This window comes from Nocardioides marmoraquaticus, from assembly GCF_054777915.1.
Genome location: NZ_BAAHAA010000017.1, coordinates 1 through 17,557, shown reverse-complemented (window position 1 = coordinate 17,557; position 17,557 = coordinate 1). Strand labels below are relative to the sequence as shown.

The following is a 17,557-nucleotide window of genomic DNA, read 5'->3' as shown; positions in this document are numbered from 1 at the left end:
AGATAGTGAAAGATCCGCGCTGTCTCGTTACGTGCGCCAGAGGTTGAACTGGACTCGTTGCCCGCAGGCGACGCGTTATCAGTGCACCACCATGACGGCGCCCTTGGACTACGACGATCCGCACGGGCGGACCATCGACGTCGCCGTGATCAGGCATCGCGCCACCCTGCCGTCTCGGAATTCCTCACCTAGAAAGATCATCTTCTGGAACGCGGGCGGCCCTGGCGGAGCTCCCACCGACGCATTGTCCGGAACCCTCCCTCTCTTCGCCTCCGCGATGCGGAACAAGTTCGACGTGGTGGCGCTGGACCCGCGCGGGATCGGACGTTCGACCCCGCTCACCTGCTTCGACAGCGCCGAGGACGAGGCCGCGCTGCTGTCCCGACTGCCCGCCGGGTTCCCGAACGGAGCCCGCGAGGTGCGTCGAGCAGTCAGGACCTACCGGCAGTACAGCGACGCGTGTGCCCGCAACGGGGGACCCATCCAACGGCACATGAGCACCGCGAACGTCGCTCGCGACATGGATCTCCTCCGGCGGATCCTTCGCCAACCGAGGCTGAACTACTACGGACCCTCCTACGGCACCTATCTCGGCGCGACCTACCTCAACCTTTTCCCCCGACGCGCAGGCCGGATCGTTTTGGACGGCAACGTCCCGCCGGAACAGTGGAACGGCACCGCCGCCGACGGCCGCATCAACACCTTCTCCCGCATCAGATCCCCGCGCGGCGCCAACCGCGGTCTGCGACTGTTCCTGCGGCGATGCGGCACCGCCGGCACATCACGATGCGCCTTCGCCGACAACTCTCCCCGGGCGACCACCCGGAAGTACCGAGTGCTTCTCACTCGTCTCGACGAGCGGCCCGTCACGGTCGGCTCGTTCCGATTCACCTTCGCGCAGACCGCCAGCCTGACCGGGTCCCTGCTGGCATCGCAGGTCGCGACCACGGCGTCGCCGGGGTGGCGGGAGCTGGCAAGCCTGCTGCAGACGATCTGGCGGCAGACCCGGTCGAATCAACCGGTGCCGGCTGAGGTCGAAGAGCTCCTCAGGCAGCTCGCCCAGACCCCGAGCGCGAGTCCCGCCGGGACGCTCGGCGTGCTCTGCGGCGAAAGCCCCAACCCGAGCAATCCGTACGCCTACGACCGCCAGGGGCGCCTCGCGGAGCGGCGTAAGCCCTTCGGACTCGGCCGCACGTGGACCTGGCTCGCGCAACCCTGCGCCACGTGGCGAGCTCGTGACGCCGACCGATACACCGGTCCGTGGGATCGCAGTACCTCGCCGGTCTTGGTCATCGGGACTCGGGCCGATTCCAACACCGCCTTCAGCGGCTCGATCCGCATGGCGCGCCAGTTGTCCCATGCCCGCCTCCTGACCGAGACCGGCGGCGGGCACACCGCGATGCTCAACAAGAGCACCTGCATAGACCGAGCGGTCAACCGCTATCTGCTGCGAGGAGCGCTCCCGGCGGTGGGCACAGTCTGTCGGCAGGATCGCGGTCCCTTCCGGCCCGAGTCGGATTGATGCCGACCATGCTGCAGCACGTTTGGAGGCTACCCGCCGTGCTGAACCAGCCACGCGAGAGGCGGCAATCTCCTTTTGTCGAGCCGTGATGAGACGTCAGCACCGCAGTCCAAAGCGCCGCAGTCGAGAGTTCCGCAGTCGAACCACCTCGGATCTCGCGAGACCGTGTTTCACTGCACGTGGATGGGCGGCCTGCTCGGTGCGGTGGCGGCCTTCGGCTACCGAGTAGCCAACACGGTCGAGGTCTTCATGAGTCAACTTTGCCTCTACGTCGTCGCGGCTGTGTTGGCTGGACTCTGGGCCTCCGACCTCAGGCAATCGAGGCGGGCATCCACGACGCTCCTCTTGTCGATGTGCATCGTGTACTACGTTCCGTTCGCGACCAACCTCGACTACTACCTGCTGGGACTCCTTCCCTTCGGCGCCCTCTCCTTGGTGTCCGGGCCTGTGTTCGGCTACCTCGGACACCCAGCTCACGACGCCGGGCTCCGCACGCGCAGGAGTCTCGCTGGCCGCGGTCATCGGGTTGCTGTGTGGCGAGCTCGCCCGAATGACGCAGGTGGCGTTCACACAAGCCGCGTTCGGCGAGCTCTGGCTCACCCTTGCTTCGACGCCGCTGTCGCCGTTGCTCTTGTGTGTGTCTTCCGCCGGTCGTTGACGCGGTCGTTCTGGCTCACCGTGCCCTGCGCCACCGCCGCCGGCTACGCGGTGGCTCTCGTGCTCAGGTGACCATCGACCACCGGAAGGGGACCTACGAGTCCGGTCTGGCGAAAAACGAAAGGCTCCCTCGTCATGTGGTTCGAGCGCGGCCACGTACTGCGGGCAGCAACATCCTCACCGCGTGAGCGGTGACGTCGTCGACGTGCTCCAACGGCAGTCGGCCACTGGTGAGGAGTCCGCCGATCCCCTCCAAGGTCGCGGTCAGCACCCATGGCAAAGAGTCGAACCGGCCGTCCTCCTCGGGCTCGAACATCGCAGCACCAATGCCGGCGAACCTCGCCGCAGACACGGAGGCGGCAGACTCAGGCCTCGCCAAGCGGCCAGGTCGGGCGAACATCAGCCTCATCAATGGACCGTTCTGGGCAGCGAAGGCGACGTGCGCTCGAGCGTAGTTGGCGAGCCGTTGTTCGATGTCGCCTGGCGATCTGGCCTCGAGCAGCTGCGCACTGAGCTCGTCGAACCCCTGCGCGGCGAGTGCGTCGAGAAGAGCCTCACGGTCGGCGAAGTGACGTCGGGGTGCGCCATGGCTGACTCCGGCCCGGCGGGCCAGTTCGCGAAGCGATACCGCGCCCTCGCCCTCCTCGACCAGCAACCGGCGCCCCTCCTCGAGGAGGGTCTGCTTGAGGGAGCCGTGGTGATAGCGACGTTGATCCTGGACCACGGCAGCAGTGTAGGCGTTGACAACATAAGTAGGCGGTGCCTACTTTGGAGAGGTGTTTTCAACACCCCGTATGCCCTTGGCCGCGACGTCTGCCGCCCGACGGCTCGATACGTCGGGCCTCCGCTCAGATCTCATGGGTCCTGTTGGACATGACCCAACTTCTCGACTGGTGACCGACGAGGCGTTCTCGCTCACCTCGTTGAGCTCCCTGAGGATGAGCGCTCGCATCGTCTACGGCTGGCATCGCCCGCTGGTCGGGTTCACCTCTCTCATGGTGGTCTGGGGTGCTGCGGCTGGACTTGGCTCGTTGGTGGACCGACGGCGACTCGACGGTGCTTCGGTGTGGGTGAAGCCGTTCAAGTTCACGATCTCGCTCGGGACCTACACCGTGACGCTGGCGTGGATGCTCTCGAAGGTGTCCAAGCCCTCGTTGCATCGCATCGGCTGGTGGGCCGGGACCTTCGGGGCCGTGGCCGCCTTTGTCGAGATCGCCGTCATCTCGCTGCAGGCCGCGCGGCAGCGTCGGAGCCATTTCAATGTCTCGACGGCGCTGGACTCGCGCCTGTACGCGGTGATGGGCCTTGCCCTGCCGGCGGTCTACGGCGTGACATTGGTGATCGGCACCCTGCTGACTGTCTTCAGCCGGTCCCTGGGCGACCGGTCCTTGGATTGGGCTCTGCGGTCTGGTCTGGCGATCGGGGTGTCAGGGTTGTCCGTCGGGTTCGCGATGGGTCGGCCGACAGCAGAACAACGAGCAGAAGACCGCCCGACCATGTTGGGCTCGCACTCAGTCGGTGGCGACGATCCAACTGGAGGGCTCCCCTTCCTGGGCTGGAACACCCAGCACGGCGACCTTCGCGTAGCGCACTTCGTGGGGATGCACGCATTACAAGGGCTTCCACTTCTCGCCCTCGCACTTCGAGGTCTCGCACGGGATGAAGTCGCGGAGGGAACCCGAACGCGAATCGTCTCCACTACGGCCGGTGCCTGGGCCGCGATCACCGGGATCACCCTTCAACAGGCCCTCCGAGGACAACCCGTGACCCGGATCGACCGCCTCACCGGGGCACTGCTCGCGGGAACCGGCATGATCGCGTCCCTCGCCGCCCACGCGATACGGCGCCACGCACGCCGCGCGTGGTAGTGCGCAGCTCCAAGTAGACAGACTCGTCAAGCGGCCAAGCGCTCATCACCGTCAGATCTCGCCCCGTGCAGCGTGCAGACATCGGTTCACTCGACCGGAATTGGACCACTCATGGGAGTTACGACACCAACGCAACAACCGACGAAGGTGTTCGTCCACGGCAACCCGGAGAGCGCAGCCGTGTGGGAGCCGCTACTGGCGAGTCTCAACCGCGACGACGTGATGTGCCTCTCCCCGCCAGGCTTTCGGCACACACCTCCCCGACTGGTTCAACGCGACCATGCCGGGCTACCGAGACTGGTTAATCGCCCAGCTACGGGCATTTGCCGCCCCGGTCGATCTCATCGGCCACGACTGGGGAGGCGTTCACGTCCTCAACGCGGTCATGAAGCGTCCGGACCTGGTTCGGAGCTGGGTCACCGACAGCGCGGCCGTGTTTCACCCCCGCTACGAGTGGCACTCACTCGCGAGAACCTGGCAGACCCCGGGCGAGGGAGAAGACCTCGTCGCGTCAATGATCATTCCACCGCTCACAGACCGCACTGCTGCCATGCACGACCTGGGCATCAGCAGCCCCGTCGCCGAACGGCTCGCGGCTGCACTGGACGAGCAGATGGGCCGCGCCATCCTGACGCTCGACCGCTCCGCCACACAACCGGCCATGGCGCAGGCCGGTAGGTACCTCCCCACCGCCACCACCCGACGCGGCCTCATTCTCCACGCCAGCGACGACGACATGACCGGCACCAAGGCGATGTGTCACGACGTCGCCGACGCGTCCGGCGCCGAGGTAGCCACCTTGGACGGCGTCGGGCACTGGTGGATGGTGCAAGACCCAGATCAGGCCGCCTACGCTCTCGGTGCGTTCTGGGACCGCCTCACCTGATCCGGCCAGTGCAGATGCCACCATCAAAGCTCATCACGCTCACGGTGGACATCATGCAGCGAATCCAGTACCACCGCTACGGCGGACCCGAGGTCACGCAACTCGAGGAGGTCGATCCCCGATCCCTGGTCGTGCGAAGTGTCGGTTCGGGTGGTGGCGACCGCGCTCAACCCGATGGACATCAACCATCGCAACGGCGAGGCAAAGATGGTCACCGGCCGCCGTTTCCCGAGCGCCATGGGTTACGACTGGGTCTGTCAGGAACTTTGTGTTTCTGAGTCGGCGTGAGGTCCGCGGCTGTGGCCGTGGGCGGAAGGAACATCACGTCCATGACAGAGAACTTGTCGTTCGGCGAGCTTGTCCCGGTTCGGGACGGCTTCGATCCCTCTGACATGTCGCGGCTGGCTGAGGAGCTGGTCGCGTCTGCTGCCCACCGCGGCGTCCAGCTAACCGGCGAGGGCGGCCTGCTGACCGCGTTGACCCGGCAGGTCCTGCAGGCCGCCCTCGAGGTCGAAATGGCCCAGCACTTGAGCTATGAGAAGGGCGACCCGGTGGGCCGGTCGCTGGCCGGTGGTCCGAATTTGCGCAACGGGACCAGCCCGAAGACGGTCCGTACCGAGATTGGCGAGGTCACCATCGGCGTCCCCCGGGACCGGTTGGTGACCTTCGAGCCCCAGATCGTGGCCAAGCACCAACGCCGCCTCGCCGGCTTCGACGAAGCGGTGATCAGCCTTTACGCCAAGGGCATGACCACCGGCGACGTCGCCGCGCACCTCGAAGAGGTCTACGACACCGAGATCTCTCGCGATTGGTCAGCAAGGTCATCGACCAGGTCCTGCTCGACATGCGGGAGTGGCAGGCCAGGCCGCTGGACCCGGTCTATCCGGTGATCCTCATCGACGCGATCGTGCTCTAGGTACGCGCCAACGCCGGGTCCGCTTCAGGCGCCGCCACAGTAGGGAACCGGCCGGTTTACGTCGCGGTGGGGATCAACCTCACGGCGAACGCGACATCCTCGGGATGTGGGTCGGACCCACCGGCGGCGAAGGAGCAAAGCAGTGGCTCAACATGCTGACCGAACTAAAGAACCGTGGAATCCTCGACGCATGCATCGTGTGCTGCGACGGCCTCAAGGGCCTGCCGGACGCGATCACGGCCACGTGGCCGCAGGGCTCGGTGCAGACCTGTGTGGTGCACCTGGTCCGCAACACGCTGCGGTACGCCTCGAAGAAGTACTGGTCGACCATCACCAAGCAGCTGCGGTTGATCTACACCGCGCCGACCGTCGAGGCCGCCGAGGCGGCGTTCGCGGACTTCGCCGAGCAGTGGGAGCCGATCTACCCCGCGATGATCGAGATGTGGCGACGCTCGTGGCCGGAGTTCACGCCCTTCTTGGCGTTCCTAGTCGAGGTCCGCAAGATGATCTACACCACCAACGCCATCGAGTCGCTCAACGCCAGGTTCCGGGCCGCGACCAGACGTCGGGGTCACTTCCCCGACGAGCAGTCCGCGCTCAAGATTCTCTACCTGGCCGCACGTCACCGGGAGAAGGATCGGCCCAATCCCTCAGGACGGATCAACAGCTGGAAGAGCGTCCTGAACGTCTTGTCCATGACCTACGGCGACCGCCTGGGTCTTCAGTAGCCGATGAAGCGAACACAAACTTTCTGACAGACCCGCTCCCGGTAGCACATCGGCTCGCGGAGCGCGCCAGTGCAGGATCGCCGACCGATGAGATGGTTCGATCAACGGGTCGCGGTGATTCCGCCATCGACGGCGAGCTCGGCTGCGTGTAGGTAGGCCGCGTCGGGCGACAGCACCCACGCCACCGCGGCGGCGACCTCCTCGGGTGTGCCGGGTCGCCCGGCGGGAGTGCCGGCCGTCATCTGGGCGATGACGTCGTCGTCGGCGGCGTTGATCGGGGTTCTGGTGGCGCCCGGCGACACGGTGTTGACGCGAACGCCGTGGGGTCCGAATTCCGCGGCCCAGCTGCGAGCCAGCTGGATCTCGGCGGCCTTCGTCGCGGAGTAGAGGCCGACGAACGCGTGGCCGACGTGGGCCATCCACGACCCGATGACCACGATCGCGCCGCTGCCGCGCTCGACCATCGCCGGCGCGAGCGCGGCGGTCAGCACGTGCGGGGCTCGGAGGTTGACCGCGAGCGTGGCCTCGAGGTCGGCGTCGGTCAGCGCCACGGTGTCCACGGGTGGGCACAGCGCGGCGTTGTGCACGACGGCGTCGATGTGGCCGCCGGCGGCTGCCTCGGTCGCTGCCGCCACGAAGGAGCGCAGGTCCTCGGGGCCCGCGGTGAGGTCGGAGGGCACGAAGTCGGCCCGGCCACCGGATGCGGTGATGGCGTCGAGCACGGATTCCGCGCGGGACCGGTCACGGCCGGTGACGACGACGTGCCACCCGGCGGCGGCCAGGGTGCGGGCGGTGGCCGCGCCGATGCCGCTGGTGGACCCGGTGACGAGCGCGGTTCGAACTGAGGAGGAAGAGTTCATGGCTCCCACGGTGCTCGGGGCGTGCCGCGGATGCCAGGACGAACGGTGCATGGGCACGCCATGCCCAGGCTGGCGTGGCCGGCGGCTCCTACAGTGCAGGCATGGCGACCGACCGTTCCGCTCTGGGCGCGTTCCTGCGTTCCCGACGCGACCGGCTCACCCCCTCGCAGGCCGGCATCACACCCCTGCCGGGCGCGCGCCGCGTGCCGGGCCTGCGCAAGGAGGAGGTGGCGGCCCTGGTCGGTCTGAGCACCGATCACTACAGCCGGCTCGAGCAGGGACGTCAACACAGCGTGGGCGACGACGTCGTCGAGGCGCTCTCGCGTGCCCTGCGCCTCGACGACGTCGAGGCCGCGCACCTGCGCAACCTGGCCGCTCCCGCCGCACGGCGACGCGTGGCGCGCGACCTCGCGGCACGCGCGGACCCGGGGATGCTGCGGCTGATGGCACAGCTCGACCACGTCCCGACGCTGCTGCTCGGGCGCCGCTCCGAGGTCCTGGCCTCCAACGCGCTGCTTCGCGAGGTCATCGGCTGGCCGGCCGAGACCGGCGCCTCGTTCGTCCGATGGCTGTTCCTGGATCCCGCCGCCCACGAGCGGATCGCGAACTGGGCCGACTTCGCCGCCTCCGCCGTCGGTGCGCTGCGCTACGAGGTGGGCCGTCATCCGGATGACCGGGTGCTCACCGCGCTGCTGGCCGAGCTCCGCGCCGGCGATCCGCAGGTCGCCGCGTGGTGGGACGACCACCGGGTCACCTTCCGCACCTCGCTGATCAAGCGCGTGAACCACCCCGTCGCGGGGCCGCTGGTCTTCGGTATCGAGTCGGTGGTTGGACCGCACGACCCGGACCAGCGTCTGGTTGTGTACACCGTTGAGCCCGACTCAGCGACCGCTCGGGTCCTGACCCTGCTAACCAGCTGGTCGACCGCCACGACCACGCCCGACTCGCGGTGCTGACCTCGGCGCAGCCTGCACAATGCAGACCCGGAACGGGATCGTCACGCGGAGCGTGACCACAGCGGGATCGTCACGCGGAGCGTGACCACAGCGGGATCGTCACGCGGAGCGTGACCACAGCGGGATCCCGCACTGGTCACGCTCCGCGTGACGATCCACTCAGGGCACTGACAGCCAACCTGTCACCTGCTCGTGCAGCAGACCCCAGCGGCAGATCCTGCGGTTGCAGGGGGTAGGTCGAGAACTACCAGTTAGCCTCACGGCATGGGTGGTGGCCTGGCAGGCACTGTGCGGCAAGTCTCGCCGTTGCAGCGGTCGGTCGGCGCGATGTATGCCCTTTGCGTGGCCGTCGTGGCGGGTGTGGGATTCGCCGGCGATTCGACTTCCACGATTCTGCTCGCCGCAGTGCTGTCGCTTCCAGCAAGCATGATTGCCGTGCCCGGCTACTACCTGGCGTACGGCCTACTGGCGCTTGTTCCCGGTGCCAACCCCTCTGGGAGTTCGGGCTCTGCATCGTGCACGGCGGCTGGCGAGTGCAACTCATCGGCAACAGGAGGTCTGCCGCACTGGTTTGTGGTCACCACGGACGTCGTCGGCGTCCTCGCATTGACCTGCGCAGCGCTTGTCAACGTTCTCGCGCTCCGAATCCTGACCGATCGTCGACGGGGCGCAGGGAGGGTCTGAGCCCGCTCGTCGAGCTGTCAGCGCAGATCACGGCCATAGCAGGATGCGATGCCCGCAACGGGGATCCGGACGAGCGTAGCCGCCCTCAACGCGGCAGATCCAGATGGCCGCACCGGTCGAAAATGCCACCTGACATCGCAACGGCCTCCACCTTAGAGTCCAACTCGCGTCGTCACATCAGAGGCCGGACGCTCCGCCGCCCCACAGAATCACGATGCCCAGTCCGATGAGGACGATCGGAAACAGCACATGCTCCCAACGCTCAAGGACCTCGTTGATACCCGGACGAGTGGCAACGAACTTCGCCAGCACGACCAGCGCCGCCACCAGGATGAGGAATACGACGCAGTACGCGGCAGTCGCGGCGGGACCCACGTTGAGGAAGACAGGAACGTAGACCCCGATGTTGTCACCACCGTTGGCGAAGGTGACTGCGGCGACCGTCCAGGCCGCCACAGACTTGCCCGCGACCTTCGCCTCGTCATCGTCATCGTCGCCGTCACGCCAAGCCTGCCATGCCGCCCAGAGGCCCAAGGCCAACGGGATGAGGCCGAAGTAGGGGATTGCCTCCTCGGGCAAGAAGGCTCCTGCCCCCAATGAGACGAGCACCGCTGCGGCCAAGATGCCAGCGAAGCCGAGGTACTGACCGGCCAAGATTCGAGTTGTGGTCCCGCTTCGTCCGGCTCCTCGGGCAAAGAACAGCGAGAGCACGATGATGTCGTCGATGTTGGTGGCAATGAACAGCCCGAACGCCTGAAGTGCGGAAGTCAGGATCACGCGCCGACCCCTCCGCTGCCGCACTCCGGCAGGGAACAGGCCGGGTCGATGCACGGTGCACTCTCGTCGACCGCGAGCGTGACCTCCACCAGGGCGGTGAGTGCTCGCGCCAGGTGCGGGTCAGCGATGGCATAACGCATCTGGCGACCCTGCGGTTCCGCGACAACGATGCCGCAGTCCCGCAGGCACGAGAGGTGGTTCGACACGTTGGATCGGGTCAAGCCAAGATCTGCCGCCAGTTCGGCGGGATACGCGGGCCGCTCCAACAGGATCATGAGCAAACGCGAACGGGTCGGATCGGCCATTGCCCGACCAAGCCGATTCATCACGTCCAGGCGCGTGGCGACGGTCAACATGGCTGAGACAATACAGCAGTCGCTGAACTGTTGATCTGTGGGGGGTAGCCCTGCCCTATGTCGGCCGTTGGCTCGACGCGCATCCGCGAGTGTGGCCGACAGAATGCCGACGCGCTCTCATCGCAGTTCCGGGTGTTCCGGTACGCCGACAGGCGGTGGAGAGACGTACTCATCGCGGCTGTCAGGACGTGTCCGGATCGGAGGTCGAGCGCCACGCTCCCGTCGAGGGAGCCCGGGAGATACTAAAGGTCAAGGGGTCGGGGTGACCCACCACGCGGCTTCGGGAGGTTGGTCATGAAGGTCGAGTTGCTCTACTTCGAGGGCTGCCCGAACTGGACCGTGGCAGATGAGCGGCTGGCGCAGGCGCTGACGACCCTGAGGCGTGACGACATCACGGTGGAACGACGCCAGGTGGAGACCACTACTCAGGCCGAAGAGTTCGGTTTCACCGGCTCCCCGACGATCCGGGTCGACGGCCGCGACCCCTTCGCGACCGGTGAGCAGCACGTCGGGCTGGCCTGCCGGGTCTACTCGACCCCGAAGGGTCTGAGTGGCTCGCCGACGGTCGAGCAGTTGGTGGAGGTGTTGTCGTGAAGCGCCTCGTACTCATCGTTCTCGGGGGGTACCTGCTCGTCGCGGTCGGCAACAAGGTCGCGGAAGCAGCGGGCATGATGACGTGCGGCTGCGCCGACGACTGCTGGTGCAAGCGCCCGGGTTTGAGCCCGTTCCGGTGGGTATTTCCGTGGCGGCACCGCGGTCCTCACACGGCTCAGGAGAAGGCCACTCTGGAGCACGCGCAGGCGTAGCCGACGGGAATCCGGCGCCGGGGCGACCGAGGACCCGTGGGCCCCTGTGGTGTCGCGCGATCAATCCCTGACAGAGCGGACTTGGAGTTCGGTGGGGCTCGTTTAGGGGAATAAGACCACCACCACAGCGGGTCGTCCGGAATTCGGCATGTCCGGACGTTCCGTTCGGCGATCGGCTTGCGGTTTGTGACCACGCAGGGGTCCGCCGGCGCGCACCGCAGCGGCGCGACCGGGCACCAATCAGGGCCCATGTTTTGACAGGCCGAGGTTGATGTCGTCATAATCGTTACTCCGCGTACGCGGATCGAAGGGGAGTACCCCACCCTCGTAACGTCGCCACTTCGAGCCTCACAGCTCCGGCGTTGCGGAGCGATGACTCGTTGGCCGGGTCTGACGGCTCGGGGGAGACCTTCGTTTCACCTTCTGCGATGAAACGAGGTTTTACTGATGGACGTCCCCTTCTGGGCGTGGGCCGCTGTACTCGGGGTCATTTTGGCGATGCTTGTCCTCGACCTGTTCATGCATCGCGACGCCCACGTGATTTCGGTCCGCGAGGCTGCGACCTGGTCGGCCGTGTGGGTCGCGTTCGGCGTGGCCTTCGGGATGCTGATCTGGGGCGTGTACGGCGCCGAGTTCGGGCAGCAGTACTTCGCCGGCTACCTGATCGAGAAGTCACTGGCGGTCGACAATGTGTTCGTCTGGGCGATCATCTTCGCCTTCTTCGCCGTCCCGCGCGAGTACCAGCACCGAGTGCTGTTCTACGGCGTCGTCGGTGCGCTGGTGTTCCGGGCGGTGTTTATCGCCGGTGGTTCGGCGCTGATTGCCAGCTTCTCGTGGGTCCTCTACGTCTTCGCCGCGTTCCTGCTGGTGACCGGCGCGAAAATGCTGATGCAGCGCGACTCCCACATCGACCCGTCCCAATCGCGCACGCTCGCGACCCTGCGGCGGATGGTGCCGATGATCAGCGAGTACCGCGGCCAGCGGTTCTGGATCCGCCGCAACGGCGTACTCGTGGCTACCCCGCTGCTGGCCGTGCTGGTACTGGTAGAGGTCACCGACATCATCTTCGCCGTCGACTCGATCCCGGCGATCTTCGCCGTCACCGACGAGGTCTTCCTCGTCTTCACCGCCAACGCGTTCGCGATCCTGGGTCTGCGGGCGATGTACTTCCTGCTCGCCGACCTGATCCACCGCTTCGTCTACCTCAAGGCCGGTCTCGCGCTGGTGCTGATCTGGGTGGGGATGAAGATGCTCCTCAAGATCGACGTCTACTACATCCCGACGACGATCAGCCTGGCTGTGGTCGCGACGATCATCGGCACCAGCATCGCTCTGTCGATGCGCAAGACCCGCGGACAGGACCGGCACGCACCAGAGGTCGCCGACCGGCAGCCGTTCCGGGTCCGGGACGAGGACGGCGGCTTGCTAGCCGGCCACGAAGCGGAGTACGGGGACGACACGCCGGCCGAGATCATCGGTGGCACCCGACGCCAGCGCCGACGCCTCGGACTCGACAACATGGACGGTCCCGGCAGAAGCCTCGACTCCACCATCCACTGACATTGTCTAGCGGTCAAGACGCGGCCGCTAGAAGGCCCACAGCCGCCCTCCGGGCGCTAGCAGGGTGAACTGACCACGGATGCGGGGTGCGCCTGCTGGGCGATGACAAAGACCTCCCAGTGAGGTGTGGAGCTACCACGCACCCAACCCTCGGACCCGCGAGCCCATCGGGCACCGGGGTCGCTCCGCGAGCCGATCGGCTCGCGGAGCGCGCCAGTGCAGGATTGGCTCGCGGAGCGTGCCAGTACAGGATCCGGCTGTGGTCACGCTCCGCGTGACGATCCGGCTGTGGTCACGCTCCGCGTGACGATCCATCGCGGCACGGCCGTGCGCCGCGACGACGACCTGTTCGGCCGCAACGTCGCCTACGCCGCCCGGGTGGCCGACCTCGCCGTGGGAGCCGAGATCCTGGTGAGTGAGTCCACTCTGGCCGCGCTCGACGAGGACGCAGACGTCGCCGATTCCCGTGAGGTGGCGCTCACGGGGCTGGCGGGTTCCCATCTGGTGCACCGGATCCCGTGGACGTCGTCCGGGTCGTGAGTCCTGGGTCTGCTCGAGATGGCCGGGTCAGGTCACGTGGCTCGTCCGCGGTGGAGCGGCCGGTGCGGCCTCCTGCGGCGACGGCCTCGGGGCGTCGAGTCGGCGGTACCTGCTGGGCGGCACGCCGTACCAGCGCGAGAATGCGCGGGAGAACGCCGCGGTCTCGGTGTACCCGAGGCGCAGGGAGACCTGTTCGACGGTGAGGCCGACCTCGGTGAGGAGCTCGGCCGCCAGCCCGCTGCGCACCTCGTTGAGCAGCCGCCGGTACGAGGTCCCCTCGTCGGCCAGGTGTCGGCGCAGGGTGCGTGGATGGACGCTCAGCGCGGCCGCGATCTCGTCGCAGGTGGCCGGGATGCGAGTGTCTGCGAGCAGCTGGGTGCGGACCTGGGCGGTCAGCCCGGAGCGCGCGGACCGGCGCTGCAGCAGTCGTTCGCACTGCTCCAGGCAGGTCTGCACCGTGTGTCGGTCTGCTTGGGGCAGGGGTTCGTCGAGCAGTGCGGTCGGGAATCGCACCTCGAGTCGATCGCTCTCGGTGACCTCGATCGCGCCCACCGAGAACTGCGAGAGGGTGGTGGCCAAGGGGGAGTCGTCGTGGCGAAGCGCGACCACTAGGTGCCGCCCGTACCGTTCGAGCGTTGTGCCGAGGAACGGCAGGACGACGGTCGCGATCCCGGTCGCGTCGCGCCCCACGAAGTAGGGACGCACGTCGTCGGGCAGGTGGGAGTCGCCGAGCACCAGGCGGGCCCCCTCGGCGTCCTCGTGCAGATCGACCGTCAGGACCAGGGTGGTCAGGCTGAAGTAGCGCAGCGCCATGGCAATGAGCTCGCGGATCGTGGGGGAGGCCATCACCGCGAAGCCGAACAGGCCCAACTGGGTCAGGCTGGTGCCCAACCCCACCGAGACGCCCAACGAGAGTGGGTCGGGGCCCTGTCCGACCACGTTGCGAACGGCACGGAACTGCTGCTTCGAGGCGATGGTGGAGTGCCGCTCCTCGAGCCGATCGGCGTCGACGTGGGTGCCGGCCAGGACCGTCGCCGGGCTCACCCCCCACGTCGTGCGCGCGGTATCGGTCAGCATCGCCAACCCGAGCATGGACAAGGTCGAGTCTGGGGGTGAGGACGCCGCCGACGGCTGCAGCTTCATTGTCCGAAACTATCAAGCGCGCGTCCGTTGGAGTCATTACGGGAGGGGGAAACGGTTCCTAGTGTCTAGTGACGCGCCGGGCTCACCCGGCGGTCCGCGACGAAGGAGCCGCAGCATGTCAGTGACCACGCAGGACGCGGGACCAGGCGATCGTGGGGTGCCCGATCCGGTGGTGGACGAGTCTCGTACGACGACCCTGGGGACGCTCTCGGCGACGATCGACACGCTGCTCGTCGGCCTCGATCCCCACCGCGGGGTGTTGGGCAAGCTGACGCGTGGCGAGTTCACCCGCACGCGGATCGGCACCCGGCGTTTCGTGGTCGTCACCAACGTCGACCACATCGATCATGTCCTGCACGCCAATCGGCTCAACTACGTGAAGTCGTTGGAGTATGAGCCCATCAAGGCCGCGGCCGGACTCAACTTGTTGACCGACGAGGGTGAGTCGTGGGCCCAGCACCGTGGCGCCGTGAACCCGATGTTCGCCAAGCGGCGCCTCCATCGGCTGGTGGCGCTTATGGTCGACCCGGTGGAAGAGATGGCGGAGGAGATGGCGGAGGGGCTCGCGGGCGCCGACGGGCGGAGCGTGGTGGACATCCACGAGCAGATGGTGCAGATGACGCTGCGGGTGGTGGCCAACGCGTTGTTCAGCCAGGACTTCGGCGAGGTCGTGGAGAGGATGCACGATCTGGCCACCAGGGGGCTCGAGGCGACGGAGGTCCTGCTGAGGATCGGGCTCGTGGGGGCCTTGCCTCCTCGTGTGTGGGGGCTTGACCCGGATGTCCTACTCGCGGGTGCCGGCCCCGCCGCCGTTCCGCGTCCTGCAGGAGGTGGCCGGCGGCCTGGACGCGGCCGTCACCGGCGTGCTTGACGAGCGCTACGCGAATCCCACCGATCAGCCTGACCTCCTCAACATGCTGATCGGGGCGGATGACGGCTCCTGGTCGCGCAAGCGTGTCCGCGACGAGGCGCTGACCTTCATGCTGGCCGGGCACGAGACGACGGCCAACGCGTTGTCGTGGTTCTGGTACCTGATGGCGCTGCATCCCCAGCACCGCGAGCGCATGCTCGACGAGGTCGACAGCGTGCTGGCGGGGCGCAGGGTCACCGCCGACGACCTGAGCCAGCTGCCGTGGACGACGGCCTGCGTCATGGAGTCCCAGCGCTACTACAGTGCTGTCCCTCTCATCCCGCGCACCGCGCTCGCCGACGACGTCCTCGGGCGCCATCGGATCCGCAAGGGGACCTCGGTCCTGATCCCGGTCCATGCCATCCACCACGACGAGCGCTATTGGGACGACCCCGACGCGTTCGACCCCCAGCGGTTCATGCCGGGTGCGGCGCGCCCGGTGCGCTCGACGTATCTGCCGTTCGGTGGTGGCCGTCGGGTGTGTATCGGCCAGAGCTTCGCCCTGATGGAGATGGTGGCCATCGCGGCCACGCTGAGCCAGCGGTACGTGTTCGACCTGGAGCCGGGTCACCCGGTGGTGCTGGCCCAGTCGCTGACCCTGAGGCCGAAGCACGGGCTGCGCACCGTCGTACGCCGTCGCTGCCCAGCCCTGACCGCGGCGTCACCGGGCACCGGGTCGGTCGCGAGCGCCGCCGACCCGTGTCCCGTGCACGTCGACCCCACCAACGGAGGACGGTCATGATTGGCATCTACAACCCCGACCGGGTCGTCGTCACCGGAGCCGGCAGCGGCATCGGCCGTGCCACGGCGCGAGCCTTCGCCCGCGCCGGCAGCGCCGTCGTCTGCGTCGACGTCGACCACGTCTCGGCCAAGGAAACGGCCCGGCTGTGCGGGAGCCACGCCGACGCGTACGAGTGCGACGTGAGCGTCGCTGACGACGTGGCCGAGATGGCGCGACACATCGAGCACGACCACGGACCGGTCGACGTCCTGGTCAACAACGCGGGTGTCGGTCTGGCCGGAGACTTTCTCGACTGCACCCTGGAGGACTGGGCCTGGATCCGGTCGATCAACCTGGATGGCGTCGTCCACGGCTGCCACGCTTTCGGCGCGTTCATGCGGGAACGCGGCAGGGGCCAGGTCGTGAACGTGTCGTCCGGTCTGGCCTACGTCCCCAGCCGACGGACCACGGCGTACTGTGCGACCAAGGCCGCGGTGCTGATGCTCTCGCAGTCGCTGCGCGCCGACTGGGCCCGGCACGGCGTGGGGGTCAGCGCCATCTGCCCTGGTGTCATCGACACCCCCATCATCGACACGAGTCGTCTGCGCGGCGTGGGGGAGGACGAGCACGGCCGGCTCACCTGGACCTTCCGCCACGCCCGCCCCCCGGAGGCCGTCGCGAGGGCGATCGTGAAGGCAGCGTCGAAGAACACCGCCGTGTCGCCCGTCGGCCTGGAGTCGACCCTCGGCTACCTGGGGATCCGGCTCCTGCCCTCGAGGGCGCGCGACCTCGTGGGGCGGCTGTGAGCGCCGGCGTCACGCACGACGGGGTGCAGGCCGATGCGAAGGCCGCAGCGGTCCTGCACACGGCGGTCGTCGGGGCCGGCTTCTCCGGCATCGGAGCCGCGATCAAGCTGCGCGAGGCAGGCCTGGACGACTTCGTCGTCCTCGAGGCCGGTGACGGCGTCGGCGGCACCTGGCACTGGAACACCTACCCCGGCGTGGCGGTCGACATCCCGTCGTTCAGCTACCAGTTCTCGTTCGCCCAGCGCAGCACATGGACGCGCACCTACGCCCCGGGCGACGAGCTCAAGCAGTACGCCGAATGGCTCGTCGAACGCTACGCACTCACGAGCCGGATCAGGCTGAGCACCCACGTCGTCCGCGCCGTCTGGGAGAAGGAGCAGCATCTGTGGCGCCTGGAGCTCGACGACGGCGCCACCGTGCGAGCCCGCTTCCTCATCAACGGCTCGGGTGTGCTGACCACCCCGAAGGCCCCGGACCTCCCGGGCATCGACACCTTCCGCGGGACGACCGTGCACACCGCGCGTTGGGACCACGACCTGGACCTGTCCGGCCAGCGCGTGGCCGTCATCGGCACCGGCGCCTCGGCGATCCAGCTGATCCCGGCCATCGCCGAGCAGGTGGACACCCTGACGGTGTTCCAGCGCACCCCGATCTGGTGCCTCCCCAAGCCCGACCTACCCGTGCCACGGTGGGTGCAGCGGGCGCTGAGCGCGCCCGGGGGGCGCAGCGCGACCCGGCTGATCAGCCAAGGATTCGTCGAGATGTGTCGCGTGCCGGGTCTGATGGAGGCTCTCATTCCACGGAAGGATGAGAGTCATGGCAGCACCGAGGAAGTATCCCGAGGAGCTTCGGGAACGGGCG

19 protein-coding genes and 1 pseudogene are annotated in these 17,557 nt (G+C 67.6%); 15 read left to right on the top strand and 5 right to left on the bottom strand.

Translation table 11 applies throughout. The features are described from left to right. Positions 1-103: 103 nt before the first annotated feature. Positions 104-1,522: an alpha/beta hydrolase gene (locus ACYU8I_RS13125; protein WP_460841516.1), complete on the top strand. Its 1,419-nt coding sequence runs from the start codon at positions 104-106 to the stop codon at positions 1,520-1,522. A gap of 183 nt (positions 1,523-1,705) precedes the next feature. Then, positions 1,706-2,251, top strand: coding sequence for a hypothetical protein (locus ACYU8I_RS13120; RefSeq protein WP_460841514.1), 546 nt, complete (start codon positions 1,706-1,708; stop codon positions 2,249-2,251). Between the two features lie 61 nt (positions 2,252-2,312). Here the strand turns inward: ACYU8I_RS13120 and ACYU8I_RS13115 are convergent, their stop codons facing one another. Then, positions 2,313-2,903, bottom strand: a complete 591-nt coding sequence (locus tag ACYU8I_RS13115; protein ID WP_460841512.1) for a TetR/AcrR family transcriptional regulator — start codon at positions 2,901-2,903, stop codon at positions 2,313-2,315. Between the two features lie 169 nt (positions 2,904-3,072). Here ACYU8I_RS13115 and ACYU8I_RS13110 point away from each other — a divergent pair, with 169 nt between their 5' ends. The 4 genes and pseudogenes from ACYU8I_RS13110 (at position 3,073) to ACYU8I_RS13095 (ending at position 6,577) form a co-directional block, all read left to right on the top strand. Then, the gene (locus ACYU8I_RS13110) at positions 3,073-4,047 is read left to right on the top strand and encodes a hypothetical protein (protein ID WP_460841510.1); all 975 of its coding nucleotides are present in this window, start codon (positions 3,073-3,075) and stop codon (positions 4,045-4,047) included. Between the two features lie 280 nt (positions 4,048-4,327). After that, positions 4,328-4,933: an alpha/beta fold hydrolase gene (locus ACYU8I_RS13105; RefSeq protein ID WP_460841508.1), complete on the top strand. Its 606-nt coding sequence runs from the start codon at positions 4,328-4,330 to the stop codon at positions 4,931-4,933. 153 nt (positions 4,934-5,086) lie between these two features. Beyond that, a complete protein-coding gene (locus ACYU8I_RS13100) occupies positions 5,087-5,221 on the top strand; it encodes a hypothetical protein (RefSeq protein WP_460841506.1) in 135 nt (44 codons plus the stop codon). Between the two features lie 41 nt (positions 5,222-5,262). After that, a pseudogene (locus ACYU8I_RS13095) lies at positions 5,263-6,577 on the top strand (IS256 family transposase). 101 nt (positions 6,578-6,678) lie between these two features. Here the strand turns inward: ACYU8I_RS13095 and ACYU8I_RS13090 are convergent. Then, positions 6,679-7,437 (bottom strand): SDR family NAD(P)-dependent oxidoreductase, encoded by a 759-nt coding sequence (locus tag ACYU8I_RS13090; protein ID WP_460841504.1) that lies wholly within the window; start codon positions 7,435-7,437, stop codon positions 6,679-6,681. A 101-nt stretch (positions 7,438-7,538) separates the two neighbouring features. Here ACYU8I_RS13090 and ACYU8I_RS13085 point away from each other — a divergent pair, with 101 nt between their 5' ends. Both ACYU8I_RS13085 and ACYU8I_RS13080 read left to right on the top strand, forming a co-directional pair. Continuing rightward, complete coding sequence (locus tag ACYU8I_RS13085; protein ID WP_460841502.1) at positions 7,539-8,393, top strand: helix-turn-helix transcriptional regulator; 855 nt, start codon at positions 7,539-7,541, stop codon at positions 8,391-8,393. A gap of 264 nt (positions 8,394-8,657) precedes the next feature. Further along, positions 8,658-9,077 carry a hypothetical protein gene (locus ACYU8I_RS13080; protein ID WP_460841500.1) on the top strand — a complete coding sequence of 140 codons (420 nt, stop codon included), beginning with the start codon at positions 8,658-8,660 and terminating at the stop codon, positions 9,075-9,077. 177 nt (positions 9,078-9,254) lie between these two features. Here the strand turns inward: ACYU8I_RS13080 and ACYU8I_RS13075 are convergent, their stop codons facing one another. Beyond that, the gene (locus ACYU8I_RS13075; RefSeq protein ID WP_284536485.1) at positions 9,255-9,854 is read right to left on the bottom strand and encodes a cadmium resistance transporter; all 600 of its coding nucleotides are present in this window, start codon (positions 9,852-9,854) and stop codon (positions 9,255-9,257) included. Continuing rightward, the gene (cmtR, locus tag ACYU8I_RS13070) at positions 9,851-10,210 is read right to left on the bottom strand and encodes a Cd(II)/Pb(II)-sensing metalloregulatory transcriptional regulator CmtR (RefSeq protein WP_284536484.1); all 360 of its coding nucleotides are present in this window, start codon (positions 10,208-10,210) and stop codon (positions 9,851-9,853) included. Before cmtR ends, ACYU8I_RS13075 begins: the two co-directional genes overlap by 4 nt. Positions 10,211-10,504: 294 nt before the next feature. Here cmtR and ACYU8I_RS13065 point away from each other — a divergent pair, with 294 nt between their 5' ends. The 3 genes from ACYU8I_RS13065 (at position 10,505) to ACYU8I_RS13055 (ending at position 13,116) form a co-directional block, all read left to right on the top strand. Continuing rightward, positions 10,505-10,804, top strand: a complete 300-nt coding sequence (locus ACYU8I_RS13065) for a DF family (seleno)protein (RefSeq protein WP_185254967.1) — start codon at positions 10,505-10,507, stop codon at positions 10,802-10,804. A 659-nt stretch (positions 10,805-11,463) separates the two neighbouring features. Then, positions 11,464-12,576, top strand: a complete 1,113-nt coding sequence (locus ACYU8I_RS13060) for a TerC family protein (RefSeq protein WP_460841496.1) — start codon at positions 11,464-11,466, stop codon at positions 12,574-12,576. Between the two features lie 288 nt (positions 12,577-12,864). After that, a complete protein-coding gene (locus ACYU8I_RS13055) occupies positions 12,865-13,116 on the top strand; it encodes an adenylate/guanylate cyclase domain-containing protein (RefSeq protein ID WP_460841494.1) in 252 nt (83 codons plus the stop codon). Positions 13,117-13,143: 27 nt separating this feature from the next. On the opposite strand, the gene ACYU8I_RS13050 is transcribed toward ACYU8I_RS13055, so the two are convergent. Beyond that, positions 13,144-14,193: a helix-turn-helix domain-containing protein gene (locus ACYU8I_RS13050; RefSeq protein WP_460841492.1), complete on the bottom strand. Its 1,050-nt coding sequence runs from the start codon at positions 14,191-14,193 to the stop codon at positions 13,144-13,146. A gap of 187 nt (positions 14,194-14,380) precedes the next feature. Here ACYU8I_RS13050 and ACYU8I_RS13045 point away from each other — a divergent pair, with 187 nt between their 5' ends. From ACYU8I_RS13045 to ACYU8I_RS13030, 4 genes are all read left to right on the top strand, one after another. Beyond that, entirely contained in the window at positions 14,381-15,130 is a 750-nt protein-coding gene (locus ACYU8I_RS13045) for a cytochrome P450 (protein ID WP_460841490.1), read from the top strand. Further along, positions 15,039-15,911, top strand: a complete 873-nt coding sequence (locus ACYU8I_RS13040) for a cytochrome P450 (RefSeq protein ID WP_460841487.1) — start codon at positions 15,039-15,041, stop codon at positions 15,909-15,911. The genes ACYU8I_RS13045 and ACYU8I_RS13040 overlap by 92 nt, the downstream gene beginning before the upstream one ends. Then, positions 15,908-16,696, top strand: a complete 789-nt coding sequence (locus ACYU8I_RS13035; RefSeq protein ID WP_460841485.1) for an SDR family NAD(P)-dependent oxidoreductase — start codon at positions 15,908-15,910, stop codon at positions 16,694-16,696. Before ACYU8I_RS13040 ends, ACYU8I_RS13035 begins: the two co-directional genes overlap by 4 nt. Continuing rightward, positions 16,693-17,557: flavin-containing monooxygenase (locus ACYU8I_RS13030; RefSeq protein WP_460841483.1), on the top strand; the 865-nt coding region annotated here is incomplete at its 3' end. The genes ACYU8I_RS13035 and ACYU8I_RS13030, both read left to right, overlap by 4 nt.